Origin of the sequence: Tardiphaga sp. (genome assembly GCF_044336785.1) — a bacterium.
Taxonomy (GTDB): Bacteria; Pseudomonadota; Alphaproteobacteria; order Rhizobiales; family Xanthobacteraceae; genus Tardiphaga.
Genome location: NZ_JBIIOT010000063.1, coordinates 13,019 through 30,586, shown reverse-complemented (window position 1 = coordinate 30,586; position 17,568 = coordinate 13,019). Strand labels below are relative to the sequence as shown.

The following is a 17,568-nucleotide window of genomic DNA, read 5'->3' as shown; positions in this document are numbered from 1 at the left end:
GACCTGCCCGCGATGGCGGATGAAATGATCGGCGATCACGCAGGCGACCATGGCTTCGGCCACCGGCACAGCACGGATTCCGACGCAGGGATCGTGGCGGCCCTTGGTGAGGATATCCGTATCGGCGCCGTTGCGATCCACGGTCTGGCGCGGCGACAGGATCGACGAGGTCGGCTTCACGGCGAAACGCGCGATAATCGACTGGCCGGTGGAAATGCCACCGAGAATGCCGCCGGCATGGTTGGACAGGAAGGTCGGGCCGTTATTGCCCATCCGCATCTCGTCGGCATTTTCCTCGCCAGTGAGGGCCGCAGCATCGAAACCGTCGCCGATTTCGACGCCCTTCACGGCATTGATGCTCATCAGCGCTGCGGCAATATCGGAGTCGAGCTTGGCGTAGATCGGCGCACCCAGACCTGCGGGCACGCCATCGGCCACCACTTCGATGACGGCGCCGATCGAGGAGCCGAATTTGCGGATGCCGTCGAGATAGTCCGCATAGAAGGCCGCCTTCTCCGCATCGGGGCAGAAAAACGGGTTGTTGCCGACCTCGTCCCAATTCCAGTTGGCGCGGTCGATCTTGTGCGGCCCCATCTGCACCAATGCGGCGCGCACATTGACGCCCGGCAGGACTTTTCGCGCAATCGCGCCAGCGGCCACACGCGTTGCCGTTTCGCGTGCGGAGGAACGGCCACCGCCGCGATAATCGCGCAGGCCGTATTTGGCTTCATATGTGAAGTCCGCATGGCCGGGACGAAATTTGTCCTTGATCTCCGAATAGTCCTTGGAGCGCTGGTCGGTGTTCTCGATCAAGAGCGCGATCGGCGTGCCTGTCGTCACCTGCACACCGGTCTGCGGATGCGGCATCACGCCGGACAGGATCTTCACCGCGTCGGGCTCCTGCCGCTGCGTGGTGAAACGCGACTGGCCGGGACGGCGGCGATCGAGATCGAGCTGGATCTCGGCCGCCTCCAGCGGGATCATCGGCGGGCACCCGTCGACCACGCAGCCGATCGCCACACCATGACTCTCGCCAAAGGTGGTGACGCGGAACATATGGCCGAAGGTGTTGTGGGACATGGAGCTCAGAGCCGATCTGCAAAGTTGCAAATGTCGTAACGCGAGTGGTCAAAAGGGTCAAATGACGACCTGTCGACGGTCATCCCCGCGAAAGCGGGGATCCATAACCACCGTCGAAGTGGCTGGTCGCCGTCCGAGAGGCCGTGTCGTCACACCAACTCGGAGTCTATGGCTCCCCGCTTTCGCGGGGACGACGTGGCGAGCAACGCCGGGGGGCGAGCCTAGCTGAACTTCTCCAGCCCATCCGCGCCGAACACATACACCGCGCCCTGCTGGATCGGCAGCTCGGCCACGCCGTCGGGCGTGTCGATGCCGAGTGCCACCATGAGCGCGCGGCAGGTGCCGCCATGGGCCACCGCGACCACATCGCCGGTCAGCTCCGCCGCCCAGGCGCGAACGCGTTCTTCCACCTGCACATAGGTCTCGCCATTTGGCGCCGGCAGTGTCCATTTCTGGGTCAGGCGCGCTGCGAACAAATCCGGCTTGTCGGCCTCCTGTTCGGCGATCGTAAAGCCTTCCCAGTCGCCGTAACCGATCTCGCGCAGGCGGTCATCGAGGCCGTAGTCGCCGACCGGGATGGCAAGCTCCGTGCGCACCAGCTCCATGGTGTTGCGCGCGCGGCCGAGCGGGCTGGCGACAAAACTCACATCGCGATGCGTGCGATTGTGGCGCGCCAGCAGATCCTTCAGCACACCGCCGGCATGGGTCGCCTGTTCGCGGCCGAGATCGTTGAGCGGAATGTCCTTGGAGCCCTGGAAACGGCCCAGGGCATTCCACTCCGTCTGGCCGTGGCGGATGTAATAAATGACCGGCTTTGGCATGGGATGAAACTCAGGAAGAAAAAGTCGTCATTGCGAGCGAAGCGAAGCGAAGCAATCCAGAAAACCAAAAAGCAAGAACTGGATTGCTTCGTCGCTTCGCTCCTCGCAAGGACGTGGAGAGGTGCGGAGTGCTTACTCTCCGCTGCCCATGCGGATATCCGGCGCATCCGGCACCTTGGTGCCGAGCACGTGATAGCCGGCATCGACATGATGCACTTCGCCGGTAACGCCGCTGGAGAGATCCGAGAGGAAATACATCGAGCTCTGGCCGACCTCGTCGATCGAGACGTTCTTGCGCAGCGGCGCGTTCACTTCGTTGTACTTCAGCAGGTAGCGCGAGTCGGCGATACCAGCGAAAGCCAGCGTCTTGATCGGGCCGGCCGAGATCGCATTGACGCGGATGCCCTTCTCGCCCAGGTCAGCTGCGAGATAGCGCACGCTGGCTTCGAGAGCTGCCTTGGCGACGCCCATGACATTGTAGTTCGGCATCCACTTCTCGGCGCCGTAATAGGACAGCGTGACGATGGAGCCGCCGTCGGTCATCAGCTTCTCGGCGCGCTGGGCGATCGCGGTCAGCGAGTAGCAGGAGATCAGCATGCTCTTGCTGAAATTCTCCGCCGACGTATCGACGTAACGGCCTTCCAGCTCGTTCTTGTCCGAAAACGCGATCGCATGGACGACGAAGTCGATCTTGCCCCACTTCTCCTTCAGGCGATCGAACACCGCATCGATGGTGGCGGGATCGGTGACATCGCAATGGCCGAGCAGTTCGGCGCCGAGTTCGGCAGCCAGCGGCTCGACCCGCTTCTTCAGCGCATCGCCCTGATAGGTCAGCGCGATTTCGGCACCCTGCGCCTGGCACGCCTTGGCGATGCCCCAGGCGATGGAGCGGTTGTTGGCGACGCCCAGAATGACACCACGCTTGCCCTTCATCAGGCCTGACACTTCGCTCATATCGCCTCCGTTTTCGCTGGCGGGCCGGCTCGTGGCCGAGCCCAAAATCTGGCCTTTGGGGTACACCAGCACTGCCGCAGGGTATAGCCCCAAAGTGCCGGGATCGTGGTCTGTTCACCATGTCCGCGAGCGCAGGAATAGACGCCCGGACAAGGTGTTATGATGGATGCGGCAATTGTGGCCGCGCCGAAATACCGATGGACCCCGACCAATGGCGACAGCCTCATGAACGCATTCCGCGAGGGCGTGGAAAGCATGATCCCGGCGTTGCGGCGCTATGCCCGCGCGCTGGCGCGCGACGCCGATATCGCCGATGACCTCGTGCAGGACACGCTGGTGCGCGCGCTGCGCTCCGAAAAGCTGTTCATCGGCGGCGATCTGCGCAGCTGGCTGTACACGATCCTGACCAATCTGAACCGCAACCGCCGCCGCTCGCTGGCCCGCAAGCCCATCTTCACTGAACTGTATGACAACAATGCCGACGCGTCAGGCACCGAAGCCGAAGGCCGCGACATCTCGCGGGCTTTGGCCCATCTCGTCGAGGAGCAACGCTCGGTGCTGCTGCTCGTGATGCTCGAAGGGCTCAGCTATCGCGAGGTCGCCGATATCCAGGGCGTGCCGATCGGCACCGTGATGTCGCGTCTCGCCCGCGCCCGCGCCCATGTCAAAGCCTATCTCGACGGCGAGCGCCCGGCGCTGCGCGCGGTCAAGTGATTGCAGAGGAACCGGACATGACCGACCCGAAAATCCCCGTCACCGAAGACGAACTCCACGCCTTCGTCGATGACGAATTGCCGGCCGAGCGCCGCACCGATGTGGAAGCGTGGCTCGCGGCGCATCCGGACGATGCCGAGCGCGTCCGCTCCTGGCGCAGCATGGCGGAGCTGCTGCATGCCCGCTACGACGCCGTGGCCGAAGAACCGGTGCCGCAGCGGCTCGAACTCGAACGCCTCACCCGGCAGTCCCAATCGCGGCCGTGGATGTATGGCGCCGTCGCGGCCGCACTTGTTGCTTTCGTTGCGGGCGGCAGCGTCGGCTGGCTCGCGCGCGGCGCCTCAGCTGCGTCACCGAACTTCCAGACCTTTGCGCTGGACGCGCTTGATGCGCATCGCACTTATGTGGTCGAAGTCCGCCATCCCGTCGAGGTCGCGGGCAACGAGCGCGCGCATCTGCAGCAGTGGCTGTCAAAACGCGTCGGCTATGCCATCAAGGCGCCGGATCTGGATAGCAGCGGCTTGAAACTCGTCGGCGGACGCTTGCTGCCCGGCCCTGACGCGCCGGCTGCGTTCTTCATGTATGAGACCGCGAGCGGCGAGCGCTTCACGCTCTATACGTCGCGCGCCAAGACCGACACCACCTCGATGCGCTATGCCGCGCAGGACAAGGACGGCGCCATGTTCTGGGCCGACAAGGGCGTCGGCTATGTGGTGTCAGGCACGTCCGACAAGGAGCGGCTGAATACGGTCGCGCGGGCGATTTATGATCAGACGGAAAAGTTGGGCGGATAATATCTCTGTCGTCATTGCGAGGAGCGTAGCGACGAAGCAATCCAGAAAGCCAAAAGCAAGAACTGGATTGCTTCGCTTCGCTCGCAATGACGACTGAGAAGTCGGAGTGTTACATCTCACTCCGCGGATTATACGGATGCCCGTCGCGCCACTTCTCCATCAGGGCTTCCAGTTCGGCGTCGTTGCCGTCGGGGAGCATGATGCGGGTGGTGAAATACAGATCGCCGGCGCCATCGGCTTTGGGCAGGCCCTTGCCCTTCAGGCGAAACACACGGCCACTCGAGGTGTTCTTCGGGATCGATAGTTCGACCGCCCCCGTCAATGTCGGTGCACGCACCTTGGCGCCGAGCACGGCTTCGTACAGCGTGATCGGTAAATCCACGCGCAGGTCGCTGCCGTCGATCTTGAACACGGCATGCGGCGCGATGGTGACCGTGATCATCAGGTCGCCGGGACGATGGCCGGGCGCGGTTTCGCCCTGGCCGCGCAGGCGGATCTGCTGACCATTGGTGACGCCGGCCGGAACCTTGACGTTCAGCTCCTTGCCCGTCGACAGCCGCACGCGCTTCTCGGTGCCCTTGACGGACTCCTCCAAGGTGACGGTCATGGCGACATTGATGTCGAGATCGGGAATGCCGCCGCCATAGGCGCTGCCACCACCGAATCCACCGCCATCGAATTCGAACGACTGCGCGCCTCCGCGCGCGCCGCGCGGACCGGCGCCGCCGAACATGCTGTTCAGGATATCCTCAAAGCCTGCGCCGCCGGCGCCGGCGCCGCCAAAGCCCTGCTGGCCGCCGCGGAAGGCGTGCTCAAAACCACCAGCGCCGCGCGCACCGCCGCGGCCACCGCCGGGAAAGCCCTGGAAGCGCTGCTTGCCCTCGGCGTCGATCTCGCCGCGGTCGAACGCCTTGCGCTTCTCCTCGTCGCCGAGAATTTCGTTGGCCGAGTTCACTTCCGAAAACCGCTCGGCGGCTTTCGGATCGTCCTTGTTGGCGTCGGGATGATGCTTCTTGGCGAGCTTGCGAAAGGCGCTCTTGATCGCCGCAGCACTGGCGCCCCGCTGCACCCCCAAGACCTCATAGGGGTCGCGCATCCGTCGTCTCTCCTCAATTATGCAAATGGCGGGCGATTGCCCGCGTGAATGGCGTGCAGGCTCCGCCTGCTTGCCTTTTCATCTGGTGTGTTCGTGTCATTTTTGCAACGGGACCGCAAGCAGCTCTGCAAAACTCAGCTGCGCTTCCAAATCCTAGCTGCGCTTCCAAGGCACCAGGGTGCGAACATCCCAGCGGCCACGCTCGCCTTTACACGCCGCACCTTGCATCCAGCTTTCGGTGGTGCCGTTGACGTAAGAGGCCAGGAAATCACGGCAGGTCTTGCCTTCCGCCACATAGGTGCTGGAGAGCGGCGTCACCGAGCCGCGCGCACCGGTTGCAGGATTTTCCCAGGGCTGGCTGGAGTCGCGACTGCCTTTGGTCAGGACATCGCTCGCGGCGTTCCGCGCCAGCGCCAGATCGGCTTCGGTCGGGTCATAACTCGCCGGCTGCGCTATCGGCGTGATCGAGCCGGTGACGTCGCCACCTTCCATTTTGGCGAACGGGCCGTCATCGCTGCGCATGATGCTGCAGCCGCCTAAACCAGTGCCGATGAGAATAGCTGTCAACGCAGCCCTGAGCGGGCACAGACCCGATAGGCCAATGCGGTCCCGTGTCCTATATAGGACCTGCCTATATGAGGATTGCCGCACGCACTCGCGGATAGGCCAACGCAATACGGAACTCCGGACATGACCGACACGACCGCCCCCATCAAAGACGCAACTCCGTTAACGTCAGGTGATTTTACGGCGGCCGAGGAGCCGTTTGCGCTGTTTTCCGAATGGTTTAACGAGGCCAAGGGGTCCGAGCCCAACGATCCGAACGCGATGGCGCTGGCCACTGTCGATGCCGACGGGCTTCCCGATGTGCGGATGGTGCTGATGAAAGGCTTCGATGCCGATGGCTGGGTCTTTTACAGCCACATCGCCAGCCAGAAGGGCCAGGAGCTGGCCGGAAATCCCAAGGCCGCCCTGCTGTTTCACTGGAAATCGCTGCGCCGGCAGGTCCGCATCCGCGGCCTGGTGACGCCGGTGACGCCTGAAGAGGCCGACGAGTATTTTGCCAGCCGCCCCAAGCAGGCGCAGATCGGCGCCTGGGCGAGCAAGCAGTCGCAGCCACTGGAGAGCCGCTTTGCGTTCGAGCAGGCGATCGCCAAGGAAGGCGCAAAGCACCTGATCGGCGCTGTGCCGCGTCCGCCGGGCTGGAGCGGATGGCGCATCACGCCGCAGCGGATCGAATTCTGGCACGATCGCCCGTATCGCCTGCATGACCGTATCGAATTCCGCCGCGAGGCAGCCGGCTCCGCCTGGAGCAAAGTGAGGATGTATCCGTGAACGCTGATCCGGCCGCGAGGCCCAAAGCCGCGACCCATCCCGGCTCCAACGCGCCCAAGCGCACCATGCTGCTGACCGGCGCCAGCCGCGGCATCGGCCATGCCACGGTGATGCGCTTTTCCAGCGCCGGCTGGCGCGTGCTGACCTGTTCGCGGCATCCGTTCCCGGAAGTCTGCCCGTGGGATGCGGGCCCGGAAGATCACATCCAGGTCGATCTCTCCGACCATGACGACACCGCGCGTGCCATCGACGACATCAAGGAGCGCCTCAATGGCGGCGCGTTGCATGCGCTGGTGAACAATGCCGCGATCTCGCCGAAGGGCGAAGGCGGTTCGCGCCTGGGCTCGATCGGCACCGATGTCGCCACCTGGACCCATGTGTTCAACGTCAACTTCTTCGCGCCAATCATGATGGCGCGCGGATTGATCGAACAGCTCAAGGCCGCGAAAGGCTCGGTGGTGAATGTGACCTCGATCGCCGGTTCGCGCGTGCATCCCTTTGCGGGCGCGGCTTACGCGACATCGAAGGCCGCATTGGCTTCGCTGACCCGCGAGATGGCGTCCGATTTCGGTCCGCTCGGCGTGCGCGTCAATGCGATCGCGCCGGGCGAGATCGATACATCGATCCTGTCGCCGGGCACGCAGGCGATCGTCGATCACCAGATCCCGATGCATCGCCTGGGCACGCCGGACGAAGTCGCCAAGATCATCTATGTGCTGTGCACGGAGACGAGCTCCTACGTAAACGGCGCCGAGATCCACATCAATGGCGGGCAGCACGTGTAGTTGCTCGCTCCGTCCCTCATGGTGAGGAGGCGCGCAAGCGCCGTCTCGAACCATGAGCTGACAGGGCTCCGGAGTTCGCGACCATCCTTCGAGACGCGCGCAATTGCGCGCTCCTCAGGATGAGGGCGGAGTTTGTTGTAACAGGGGATTTTTAAGCACAAGGAGTGAGGCAGGCGCCTTTCTGGCGCTCCTCTTGAGGGAAGAACGGGACCGTCAGTCCGCGTAAAACTTCCGCAGCATCGGCGCGGCGGCTTCAATGCCGGCGCTCGAGCAATCATCGTCGGATTCGCCATCCAGCAGAGCCGCACCGCAATGGCGGCAATTGCGTGCCGTCATTGGCTGAGCCTTGCCGCGGCGCGCTGCCTGGTAGGAGCGCAGATCGACGACGTTCCGCCCGGGTAGTTCTGTTCTGTCAACCATTGCTGTCCTCTTCAGTCGAGACAGCGCTTATGACAGCAAGGTTTAGCGCAACCGTTCAGCGAACAGGTCGAATTTTACTGGAAACATTGTGGCGGAAGAGAGCACCTATGGATGTAGTGCCGTAGGATGGGTTGAGCCAACGGGTCGCGCGAAGCGCGCCCGATGATAAACTCCGCGAAAATCCATCATTCCGTCGATTGCCGCAGGCTCGGCCGATGGGTTTTTGCTCCGGCGCTTCGCGCCTGCGCTCAACCCATCCTACGGCCGCAGCGTCGCATTCTCGCGGCGCATGAAGCGTCCGAGGTATGAGAAGTTTTCCCCTCCAAACATGAGGGGAGGTGGCACGCCGCAAGGCGCACTTGAGTGGACTTGACGCTGCTCCTGTCTGCTGGATCGCCAGCAAACCTGAGAAGCGCAACGCCTTACGGCGCGCCACCGCGACGTTCTTTCTGGCCGAAGGACCGTTCTTCCGGGTACTGGGCGCTCTCCATAAGAGAGCCATCCGACGGATTTCTCCGCCTTCGCCCGCACCACGTCCAGCCGCACTAGCGGCAGGGCCCCGTAGTGGGCCCGGACGGTGACCCCCGACCACCCGAGTGCTGGGGGATACGTCCTCCCCCGGCCCGCAGGCGCCGCATCCACGTTCCGCTTAAAGACGCCTCATGAAAGCGCCCCTCACGAACGAGACGGGAGAAAGTATGGCGACGATGGGAATTTTGTCAAGAACGAAATAAGAACAAAACTCGATACAGTAGGATGGGTCGAGCCAACAGGTCGCGCGAAGCGCGCCCGATGATAAACTCCGCGAAAACCCATCATTCCGTCATTGCGGCAAACTCCGCCGATGGGCTTCGCTCCGGCGCTAAGCGCCGACGCTCTACCCATCCTACAGGGGTCTGCGCGCTCGAGCCTTACCCGCCCAGCTTCGCCATCAGCGCTTCCGAGATCTCGAAATTCGCATAGACATGCTGGACGTCGTCGTGATCGTTCAACAGATCCACCAGCTTCATCAGCTTTTCGCCGGTCTCGTCATCCACCGCGATCGTGTTCTGCGGCTTCCAGATCAGCGCGGCCTTACGCGCTTCGCCATACTTGGCTTCCAGCGCCTTGGTCACTTCGTGGAAACTATCCTGCGACGAATAGACTTCGTGGCCGTCCTCGCCCGACACCACGTCATCGGCGCCGGCCTCGATGGCGGCTTCCAGCATGTCATCGGCCGAGGCCTTGGCGGCGTCGTATTCGATCACGCCGACATGGTCGAACATGAAGGACACCGAACCGGTTTCCCCCATATTGCCGCCGGACTTGGTGAAGTAAGAGCGAATGTCCGACGCCGCGCGGTTGCGGTTGTCGGTCAGCGCCTGGACGATGACGGCGACGCCGCCGGGACCGTAGCCCTCGTAACGCATCTCGTCATAGTTCTCGCCTTCGGTGCCGATCGCCTTCTTGATGGCGCGTTCGATATTGTCGCGCGGCATGTTTTCCTGACGGGCCGCGATCACGGCGGAGCGCAGCCGCGCATTCATGGCCGGATCCGGCGTTCCCAGCTTGGCCGCCACGGTGATTTCGCGCGCCAGCTTTGAGAACAACTTGGACTTCTGGGCATCCTGACGGCCCTTGCGGTGCATGATGTTCTTGAATTGGGAATGTCCGGCCATACGGTCTCTCTCGATCGTCCGACGTGAAGTGATGGTCTGTGGGGTGTGGCGCGGGGTTATAGTCCCGAGGCGGCACAAAATCAAAATGTCGCAGCCGATTAAGGACGATCACCGGCCTCCCCCGCCTGCCACTTAACGATCGTTTCACGGATCGGTGCAAGGCTACTCGCATAAATTGCAAAAATCAGGGGAGGCCGAGACAGGCCATGGCGATTCGACTGTTTCGCAGACGGCCGGCCGAGATGGCCGAACTGGCAATCCAGCCTGAAAACATTGCTCTTCCCACGCCTCCCGCCATCCCCGAACCCGACCCTGCCCGCGACATCCTGGAGTTGCTGGAGCTCGAACTCGGCGGCCTCGTGCGGCAGTTGGAAAAGGCGGCAGGCTCGGTGGCCGGCGGCGCGGAATCGACCGCCGCGACCCTGACCGCCATCCGCGACCGCACCGATGCGCTGACCCAGCGCAGCAGCGGCGCGCAGGCGACGGCGACCACCTTCGCCCATGCCGCCGACAAGTTCACCCATTCGGCGCAGGCCATCGGCGCGCAGGTGCGCGATGCCAGCAAGCTCGCCGACGAAGCCGGCGCTGCCGCCCACGACGCGAGCGTGAATGTGGACCGGCTGCGGGAATCCTCCGCCGCCATCGGCCAGGTGCTGGAGCTCATTGCGCAGATCGCCCGGCAGACGACGATGCTGGCGCTGAATGCGACCATCGAGGCCGCGCGCGCTGGCAGCGCAGGCCGCGGCTTTGCGGTTGTCGCCACCGAGGTGAAGGCGCTGGCGGTGCAGACCCAGGGCGCGACCGAGGAGATCAAGCGCAAGATCGACGCCCTGCAACGCGATGCGGCGAGTTCGGTCGAAGCCGTGCATCGCATCTCCACGGCGATCGAGGCGATCCGCCCGGTGTTCTCGCATGTGAATGGCGCAGTGGCCGAGCAGAATGCCACCACCAGCGAGATGTCGAGCAATGCGGCCTCGGCCTCGCAATTCATCGTCGCCGTCGGCGACAGCGCCCATGAGATCGATGCGGCGGCGAAGGAAGCGGCGGCGCATGGCGAGGACGTCGCGCAGGCCGGCGCCGCCGTGACGCTGTTTGCGTCAAAGCTGAAATCGCGCTGCGCGGTGCTGCTGAAGCAGGATGCCGATAGCGACGCGCAGCGCAGGCGCGAGCGCCTGCCCTGCCACCTGCAGATCACGCTGGAGACACGCAGCGGCCGCGTGAGCGCGCCGGTCTATGAGATCGCAATGGACGGCGTGCTGATCGGTGGACCTGATGCCACGCGGCTGCCGCTGCATGAGGTGCTGTCCGCCGGGCTTGGCGATATCGGCGCCTGCCGGCTGCGGATCGACGCCCATGACAAGGCCGGAGCGCAGGCGCGTTTCATCGCGCCGGATGCGCATGTCGTCAGCCGCATCGAGGATCGGCTGTGGGCGATCCATGACGAGAACACCGAACTGGTGACCCGCGCGCTTGATGCAGGCGCCGCGCTGAACAAGATCTTTGCCGAGGGGATCGCATCAGGCGCGATCACGCTCGATGACATGTTCGACGAGACCTATGAGGAAATCGCCGGCAGCAATCCCGTGCAATATCGCACGAAGATTCTGCCCTGGGCCGACCGCGCGCTGCCGGAATTCCAGGATGCGTTTTTGGCGACGGATTCGCGCATGGCGTTCTGCGCCATGATCGATCGCAATGGCTATCTGCCCGTGCATAACGGCATCTATGCGAAGCCGCAGCGGCCGGGCGATGTCGCCTGGAACACGGCCAACAGCCGCAATCGCCGCATCTTCAACGATCCGGCCGGCCTCGCCGCCGGGCGCAACACGCGCGCTTATCTGATCCAGAGCTACGCCCGTGACATGGGCAACGGCCAGACCGTGATGATGCGCGAGATCGACGTGCCCGTGCGCGTGCAGGGCCGGCACTGGGGTGGGTTCCGGACGGCGTATAAGCTCTGATTTGTAGGGCCGCCTCACACTCTCCCCCTCATCCTGAGGAGCGGCCGCAGGCCGCGTCTCGAAGGATGGCGGAAAGCTCCGAGCCCAGCCATCTCATGGTTCGAGACGGCGCTGCGCGCCTCCTCACCATGAGGGACCGAGCGGGGGCGACTTAACACCGCGCTGCCGGAACCGATGTCACACCAATGACATTCGATATTGGTTCAACCCCACGGACTGACATTGATCACCCATTCCGATTTCCCGAGGCGACCATGAACGAACTCTCCCCCGACAATGCAAAGGCCATGCATGACCGTGTCCGCGAGGAGATGCTCGACAGCTATGACGAGGAAATGGAGCTCGAACTCGACGAAGACCGCATCGACCAGATGGCCGACGAACTGGCGGGCCAGAACGCCGGCAGCTCCGTGGATCGCCGCACCTATTTCAAGGAACTGTTCCGCCTGCAGGGCGAGTTGGTGAAGCTGCAGAACTGGGTGCAGCACGAGAAGCTGAAGGTCGTGGTGATCTTCGAGGGCCGTGATTCCGCCGGCAAGGGCGGCGTCATCAAGCGCATCACCCAGCGGCTCAATCCGCGCGTCTGCCGCGTCGCGGCCCTGCCCGCGCCGAACGAGCGCGAGCGCACGCAGTGGTACTTCCAGCGCTATGTCTCGCATCTGCCGGCCGGCGGCGAAATGGTGCTGTTCGACCGCTCCTGGTACAACCGCGCCGGCGTCGAGCGCGTGATGGGTTTCTGCACCGAGAGCGATGTGGAAGAATTCTTCCGCACCGTGCCGGAATTCGAGCGCATGCTGGTGCGCTCGGGCATCATCCTGATCAAATACTGGTTCTCCATCACCGACGAGGCGCAGCACCTGCGCTTCTCCATGCGCATCGCCGATCCGCTGAAGCAGTGGAAGCTGTCCCCCATGGACGTGCAGTCGCGTGCGCGCTGGGAGGCCTATACCAAGGCCAAGGAAGCGATGCTCGAACACACCCATATCCCGGAAGCGCCGTGGCATGTGGTGCAGGCGGTCGACAAGAAGAAGGCCCGCCTGAACTGCATCGCGCATCTGCTGGAGCAGATCCCGTATGGCGAGGTGCCGCAGGACGAAGTCATCCTGCCGCCGCGCGTGCGCAATCCGGACTACTTCCGCAAGCCCGTGCCGCCGGAAATGTATGTGCCGGAGAAGTATTGATCGCACACAGTCGCGGTGCCCGGGTGGAGCGGAGCGAAACCCGGGGACCAGCCATTTCTTGATGCACTGAATCCCGGACTACACTTCGTTTCATCCGGGCTACGCGTCAGGCCTGTCGCGGCAGCAGCATGCAGGCCGCGCAGCCAAGTGCTGACGCCAGCGCAGCGACCAGGAACACCAGCGCGAAACCAGCAGGCATCGCCGCGCCCAGCAATGCAACGCCGATCGCAAAGCCGCCCTGCCGCGCCACCACGGCGATCGCCGATGCCATTCCTGTGATCCGCGGGGACGAGCACAACGACGACGCCTGACAATTGCGGATGCGCCACCGCCGCGCCGGATCCCATCGCAAGCATTCCGATGACGGTTGCGGTCATGATGATCCCGGCATCCTCAGCCAGGGCAGCGACAGCCAGCAATGTGCCGCCGATCGTCATGGCCGCCAGCGCGGCGCCGAAGAGAATTCGCCAGCCGACAGAAGCACCGAGGCGCGCGGCAATCGGCGGAATGATCAGCATGGGCAATGTCAGGATCAACATCGCCATGCCGGCATTCTCGCCGGTCCAGCCCAATGCAACGCCAAAAAACAGCGGGAGATAGACCAGTAGTGCCCAATAGCCGATCGACACGGCGATGAGCAAAATAGCGGCAGCAACCATGGGACGACTGCGGAACAGCGCCAGGTCGAACATCGGCGTCGGTTGGCGGCGCTGGAGCCCAATGAAGACGATGAATAGCGATGCAGAGATCGCGAGCCCGGCAATCAGATAAAGCAGCGACTCATGCGTCAGCAGGAAAGCCTCGATGGCGACGCCAAGCGCTATCGCCAGTAGCGCCACGCCTGGCCAGTGGATCGGCCTGCCGCGGTCCTCGCGCGCGTCGGCGACGAGATGGGGAATGACGACCGCGATCAGAATGCAGAACGGCAGATTGGCAACGAAAATCCATCGCCAGCCAAGATAGGCCGAAATCACCGCGCCAAGCGTCGGCCCGAGTGCCATGGAGATGCCGGACATCACGCCAACCACGCCGAAGGCCCGGACGCGCGCTGCCGGCGATGGAAAGATCGCGGCAATCGAGGCGATAGCGCCGGTGATCACGAATGCTGCGCCGATTCCCTGAACCGCGCGTGCCGCCCATAATTCCGGGCCGTTGCGCGCGATCCCACAGGCCAGCGAGGCGAGCAGGAAAGTCGCATTGCCCAGCAGCAGTGCACGCCGACGTCCGAAGCGATCGGCAAGCGCACCGGCCACAAGCAGCGTCACCGTGAAAGCCAGACTGTAGCTATCGACGACCCAGGTGAGCCCCGCCACGCCCAATCCGAGATCACGTCCGATCGCAGGCATCGCCATGATGACGGACGTCACGTCGAACTGGGTCAGGAAAGCACCGAGGCCAAGCATGGCGGCAGTGATACGGGGGCGGTTGTCGAAGACATCAACGTAACGAGGCATCTGGTTCATGGCGCGACTAGAGTTGCGCCATCCACTTTCAGCAAATGAAGATTGCGCCCGGCCCCATGAATTGGTTTCATGCGAGACATGCACACAATGCCCCATCGCCTTCCGCCTTTTGCTGCGCTGGTCGCTTTCGATGCCGTGCTCCGCCACGGCAGCATGACGCTGGCCGCGGACGAACTCGGCCTCACCCAGAGCGCCATCAGCCATCGCCTACGCGATCTCGAACGCTATTTCGGCCTCGCATTGTTCGAGCGCATGAATCCGGGCCTGCGCGTGACTGAGGCTGGTCGTCGGCTGTCGCATGAACTCGCGCCATTGCTCGGCACGCTGTCGGGATTGCGGCGCCATGTTCGTGGCCGGCCGGAGATGAGGCCGTTTCGCATCGGAACAGGAGCGGCCCTGCTCAACTGGTGGTTATCGCCGCGGCTCGCGGCGCTGGTGGCCGCATTTCCCGATCTCGCGATCGAGGTGGTGACCTGGGATCCAGCGGCACCAACGCATATCGAGGCTGATCTGTCGCTCGTCTGGATGCCGCGCGCGTCCATCACTGAGGCGGCGCCCTGCGAGCTACGCTTTCCCGATGAATTCGTTTTCCCGATCGCCTCACCCAAATTGCTCAAGGGTCAGCGCGCGCCCGCCGAGTGGTCGGACCTGCCGCTTCTCGCTAAAGGTCATCGTGGGGAAGATATGGGACCTGAATGGTCGTGGGCGACGTGGCTCGGGCGCAGCAACACGCAACCGGAGGCGATGCGCTTTCGTGACATCGGCGGCACGCTGCAGGCGGCCGTCGATGGCAATGGCGTGGCGCTGGGTCGCTCACTTCTCGTGGCGGATGCGTTACGCCGCCGACGACTGAGACGGCTTGGTCGCAGGAGCGAGGCACGACTCTGCTCGAAAGTGCAGGTGGCGAGGTGGCGCGATCCGACCGATGATGATGCCGCGCGAATGGCTGCTTGGCTGGTGGCGCGGGCGTAGGGCGGATGAGCCGAAGGCGAAATCCGCCGGCCGAGGCCATGGTCGAAACTCCGCGGCGGATTGCGCTGCGCTGATCCGCCCTACGGTTTCACAACGATCTCACCAGAAATCCGGCACCGTCTGCGACAGACGTCCGCCGATCCGCACCGGTGCGATGCGTGTTGCGAGCCCCGTCTTGTCGTCCGTCTCCACCGCGACGCCCGACAGCGTCGCGGGGCCGAAGGCTGGCTCGAAGCGACCGCTCGGGATGCCGGTGACGAAGCGGCGGACCGGCTCTTCCTTCTGCATGCCGATCACTGAGTCATAATCACCGGTCATGCCGGCGTCGGTCATGTAGGCCGTGCCGCCGGGCAGGATCTGGTGATCGGCGGTGGGGATATGCGTGTGGGTGCCGACCACGAGGCTGACGCGGCTGTCCAGGAAATGGCCCATGCCCTGCTTCTCGCTGGTCGCCTCGCAATGGAAATCGACAACGATGGCATCCGCAGCGTCCACCAGCGGACACGCTTCGATTTCTTTCGCGATGCCGGCGAACGGATCGTTCAGAGGCTCCATGAAGACACGGCCCATGGCATTGATGACCAGCGCACGGGCGCCGTTCTTGGCATCGATCAAAGCGGCGCCGCGGCCGGGCGTGTGGCGCGGGAAATTCAGCGGCCGGATCAGGCGCGGCGCGCGCTCGATGAAGACCAGCGCTTCTTTCTGATTCCAGGCGTGGTTGCCGAGCGTCACCGCATCGGCGCCGGCATCGATCAGGTCATTGTAGATGGACTCGGTGATGCCGAAACCGCCGGCAGCGTTCTCGCCATTGATGACGACGAGATCGAGCTTCCAGTCGCGGATCAGGCCGGGAAGCTTGTCGAGGATGATCACGCGGCCGGTCTTTCCGACCACGTCACCGATGAAGAGAATACGCAACTCAGATGCTCCGGAAATCGATCATACGCGTCTCGGTTAGCACGAAATCGAGCGCCACGTCGTGCGGCTGCATGGGGATGGCCTCGATTTCCTGGGTATCGAAGGCCAGGCCGATGGCGGTAAACGGCTTGATCGCCCTCAATTGCGCGAAGGTGCGGTCGTAATGGCCGGCGCCATAGCCGATGCGGTGGCCAGCGCGGTCGAAGGCCGCAAGCGGCACCAGCAGGATATCCGGTATCAGCTGCGGCGCCTCCGGCGGCGGCTCGAGAATGCCGAGCGAGCCGGCGACGAGGGCACTGTCGGGCTTCCAGACGCGGAACATCAGGGGCTCGTCGCGGGCGATGATCACCGGCAGCGCGAGACGCGCGCCGTGGGCCGCGAGCGCCTGCATCAGCGGCACGGGATCGATCTCGCTGCGGATCGGGGAATAGCCGGCGACGATGGTGCCGGGGGCGATGGGGAGCGGAAACGGATGCGCGGCCAGTGCCCGTGCAGCAGCATCACGCGTGGCCTCGCCCAGCGCCGAACGCCGCGCGAGGGCGGCGATGCGGAGTTCGGTCTTGCTGGGGGTCGGCGGCGTATCGGACATGCTGCAGACTAGGCCTCATCGTGCCGCTGCAAAAGCGGATCGGCGCGATACCTCAATGGCTTTGAGCGATGAGGTTAAGGAGCACGCATAGGCGTGACGAAAAAGAAAAGTGCGAAGCCACGGTGGCCGTTGAAGCACGCGATCCCGGAGCACCTACGAAAGTAGGTGGGCACCGTGTGACCAGGTCCACGGACCTGGCCAGGGACAGTTCCCGTGAGGATCGATAAGGCCCCGGGGATATATGGCTCCTGACGCGCGACGCAGCCTCGCATGAGCAATGTAGGGGTTATGGGGCGGATGCGCCAGTGGTGCCCGTCGTCCCCGCGCAGGCGGGGACCCATACACACAGGCAAAATGGCGGAGACAGGGGTGTGGCAGGCTCGGCCGTCTGAATTGCGTTGTCGGGGGTTATGGGCCCCCGCCTGCGCGGGGACGACAACCTAGCCGATCGCAACCCCGCCGCCGATGGTGCGGTTGAGCACCTGAGTCGTCTTCTCGATACGCTCGGCTGCCGCGTTCAGCGCCGCAGCCACCGCCGTCTGCGTCGCGCGGGCGCGATCGGCGGCGACGACGCGAACGTCGCGCAAGGCCATCAGTTCTTCCTGCAGCGCGCGGATCTGCGCGTTGGCATCGACCAGCTCGTCGGCCACCATCAGCGCCGCCATCACCGTGAGGCGGGCATCGCCGATCTCGCCGAATTTGCCGCGCAAGCCGGTGACCCGCGATTCGAGACTATCGGCGAGACGCAGCAGGCGCGTCTCCTGCCCTTCCTCGCAGGCCATGCGATATTGCCGGCCATTGATGGTGACGTTGACGTGGGTCATGCC

The 17,568-nt window shown here is 64.0% G+C and carries 18 protein-coding genes and 1 other RNA gene; 7 read left to right on the top strand and 12 right to left on the bottom strand.

From position 1 onward, the window contains the following. The 3 genes from aroC to fabI all read right to left on the bottom strand — a co-directional run. A partial coding sequence (aroC, locus tag ACIQ2A_RS17645) for a chorismate synthase (RefSeq protein ID WP_398481565.1) occupies window positions 1–1,080 on the bottom strand: 1,080 nt, incomplete at its 3' end. Window positions 1,081–1,301: 221 nt separating this feature from the next. Next, window positions 1,302–1,901 (bottom strand): histidine phosphatase family protein, encoded by a 600-nt coding sequence (locus ACIQ2A_RS17640; protein ID WP_398481563.1) that lies wholly within the window; start codon window positions 1,899–1,901, stop codon window positions 1,302–1,304. A 132-nt stretch (window positions 1,902–2,033) separates the two neighbouring features. After that, entirely contained in the window at window positions 2,034–2,855 is an 822-nt protein-coding gene (gene fabI, locus ACIQ2A_RS17635; protein ID WP_398481561.1) for an enoyl-ACP reductase FabI, read from the bottom strand. Between the two features lie 225 nt (window positions 2,856–3,080). Here fabI and ACIQ2A_RS17630 point away from each other — a divergent pair, with 225 nt between their 5' ends. Both ACIQ2A_RS17630 and ACIQ2A_RS17625 read left to right on the top strand, forming a co-directional pair. Continuing rightward, window positions 3,081–3,569, top strand: coding sequence for a sigma-70 family RNA polymerase sigma factor (locus ACIQ2A_RS17630; protein ID WP_398481559.1), 489 nt, complete (start codon window positions 3,081–3,083; stop codon window positions 3,567–3,569). Between the two features lie 17 nt (window positions 3,570–3,586). Continuing rightward, a complete protein-coding gene (locus tag ACIQ2A_RS17625) occupies window positions 3,587–4,363 on the top strand; it encodes an anti-sigma factor family protein (protein ID WP_398481557.1) in 777 nt (258 codons plus the stop codon). 109 nt (window positions 4,364–4,472) lie between these two features. Here ACIQ2A_RS17625 and ACIQ2A_RS17620 read toward each other — a convergent pair whose 3' ends face one another. Then, a complete protein-coding gene (locus ACIQ2A_RS17620) occupies window positions 4,473–5,459 on the bottom strand; it encodes a DnaJ C-terminal domain-containing protein (RefSeq protein WP_398481555.1) in 987 nt (328 codons plus the stop codon). A 153-nt stretch (window positions 5,460–5,612) separates the two neighbouring features. Next, window positions 5,613–5,981 (bottom strand): RT0821/Lpp0805 family surface protein, encoded by a 369-nt coding sequence (locus ACIQ2A_RS17615; RefSeq protein WP_398481553.1) that lies wholly within the window; start codon window positions 5,979–5,981, stop codon window positions 5,613–5,615. Window positions 5,982–6,149: 168 nt separating this feature from the next. On the opposite strand from ACIQ2A_RS17615, the gene pdxH reads away from it, so the two are divergent. Both pdxH and ACIQ2A_RS17605 read left to right on the top strand, forming a co-directional pair. Next, window positions 6,150–6,794, top strand: a complete 645-nt coding sequence (gene pdxH / locus ACIQ2A_RS17610) for a pyridoxamine 5'-phosphate oxidase (RefSeq protein ID WP_398481550.1) — start codon at window positions 6,150–6,152, stop codon at window positions 6,792–6,794. Window positions 6,795–6,859: 65 nt separating this feature from the next. After that, window positions 6,860–7,579, top strand: coding sequence for an SDR family NAD(P)-dependent oxidoreductase (locus ACIQ2A_RS17605; RefSeq protein WP_398481573.1), 720 nt, complete (start codon window positions 6,860–6,862; stop codon window positions 7,577–7,579). A 213-nt stretch (window positions 7,580–7,792) separates the two neighbouring features. On the opposite strand, the gene ACIQ2A_RS17600 is transcribed toward ACIQ2A_RS17605, so the two are convergent. Both ACIQ2A_RS17600 and ACIQ2A_RS17595 read right to left on the bottom strand, forming a co-directional pair. After that, complete coding sequence (locus ACIQ2A_RS17600; protein ID WP_398481548.1) at window positions 7,793–7,999, bottom strand: hypothetical protein; 207 nt, start codon at window positions 7,997–7,999, stop codon at window positions 7,793–7,795. 911 nt (window positions 8,000–8,910) lie between these two features. Next, window positions 8,911–9,657: a YebC/PmpR family DNA-binding transcriptional regulator gene (locus ACIQ2A_RS17595; RefSeq protein WP_398481546.1), complete on the bottom strand. Its 747-nt coding sequence runs from the start codon at window positions 9,655–9,657 to the stop codon at window positions 8,911–8,913. Between the two features lie 206 nt (window positions 9,658–9,863). On the opposite strand from ACIQ2A_RS17595, the gene ACIQ2A_RS17590 reads away from it, so the two are divergent. Further along, window positions 9,864–11,618 carry a methyl-accepting chemotaxis protein gene (locus ACIQ2A_RS17590; protein WP_398481544.1) on the top strand — a complete coding sequence of 585 codons (1,755 nt, stop codon included), beginning with the start codon at window positions 9,864–9,866 and terminating at the stop codon, window positions 11,616–11,618. Between the two features lie 254 nt (window positions 11,619–11,872). Beyond that, window positions 11,873–12,799, top strand: a complete 927-nt coding sequence (gene ppk2 / locus ACIQ2A_RS17585; RefSeq protein WP_398481542.1) for a polyphosphate kinase 2 — start codon at window positions 11,873–11,875, stop codon at window positions 12,797–12,799. On the opposite strand, the gene ACIQ2A_RS17580 is transcribed toward ppk2, so the two are convergent. After that, the gene (locus tag ACIQ2A_RS17580; RefSeq protein WP_398481540.1) at window positions 12,748–14,253 is read right to left on the bottom strand and encodes an MFS transporter; all 1,506 of its coding nucleotides are present in this window, start codon (window positions 14,251–14,253) and stop codon (window positions 12,748–12,750) included. The two genes, ppk2 and ACIQ2A_RS17580, sit on opposite strands and share 52 nt — an antisense overlap. Before the next feature lie 96 nt (window positions 14,254–14,349). Between ACIQ2A_RS17580 and ACIQ2A_RS17575 the strand changes: the two genes are divergently transcribed. Continuing rightward, window positions 14,350–15,234 (top strand): LysR family transcriptional regulator, encoded by an 885-nt coding sequence (locus ACIQ2A_RS17575; protein WP_398481538.1) that lies wholly within the window; start codon window positions 14,350–14,352, stop codon window positions 15,232–15,234. Window positions 15,235–15,333: 99 nt separating this feature from the next. On the opposite strand, the gene ACIQ2A_RS17570 is transcribed toward ACIQ2A_RS17575, so the two are convergent. From ACIQ2A_RS17570 to ACIQ2A_RS17555, 4 genes are all read right to left on the bottom strand, one after another. Then, the gene (locus ACIQ2A_RS17570; protein ID WP_398481536.1) at window positions 15,334–16,152 is read right to left on the bottom strand and encodes a TIGR00282 family metallophosphoesterase; all 819 of its coding nucleotides are present in this window, start codon (window positions 16,150–16,152) and stop codon (window positions 15,334–15,336) included. A gap of 1 nt (window position 16,153) precedes the next feature. Further along, window positions 16,154–16,741 (bottom strand): 5-formyltetrahydrofolate cyclo-ligase, encoded by a 588-nt coding sequence (locus tag ACIQ2A_RS17565; RefSeq protein WP_398481534.1) that lies wholly within the window; start codon window positions 16,739–16,741, stop codon window positions 16,154–16,156. A gap of 110 nt (window positions 16,742–16,851) precedes the next feature. Further along, a non-coding RNA gene (gene ssrS / locus ACIQ2A_RS17560) (6S RNA) lies at window positions 16,852–17,011 on the bottom strand. Window positions 17,012–17,181: 170 nt separating this feature from the next. After that, window positions 17,182–17,565: a cell division protein ZapA gene (locus ACIQ2A_RS17555; RefSeq protein ID WP_398481570.1), complete on the bottom strand. Its 384-nt coding sequence runs from the start codon at window positions 17,563–17,565 to the stop codon at window positions 17,182–17,184. Between the last annotated feature and the right edge of the window lie 3 nt (window positions 17,566–17,568).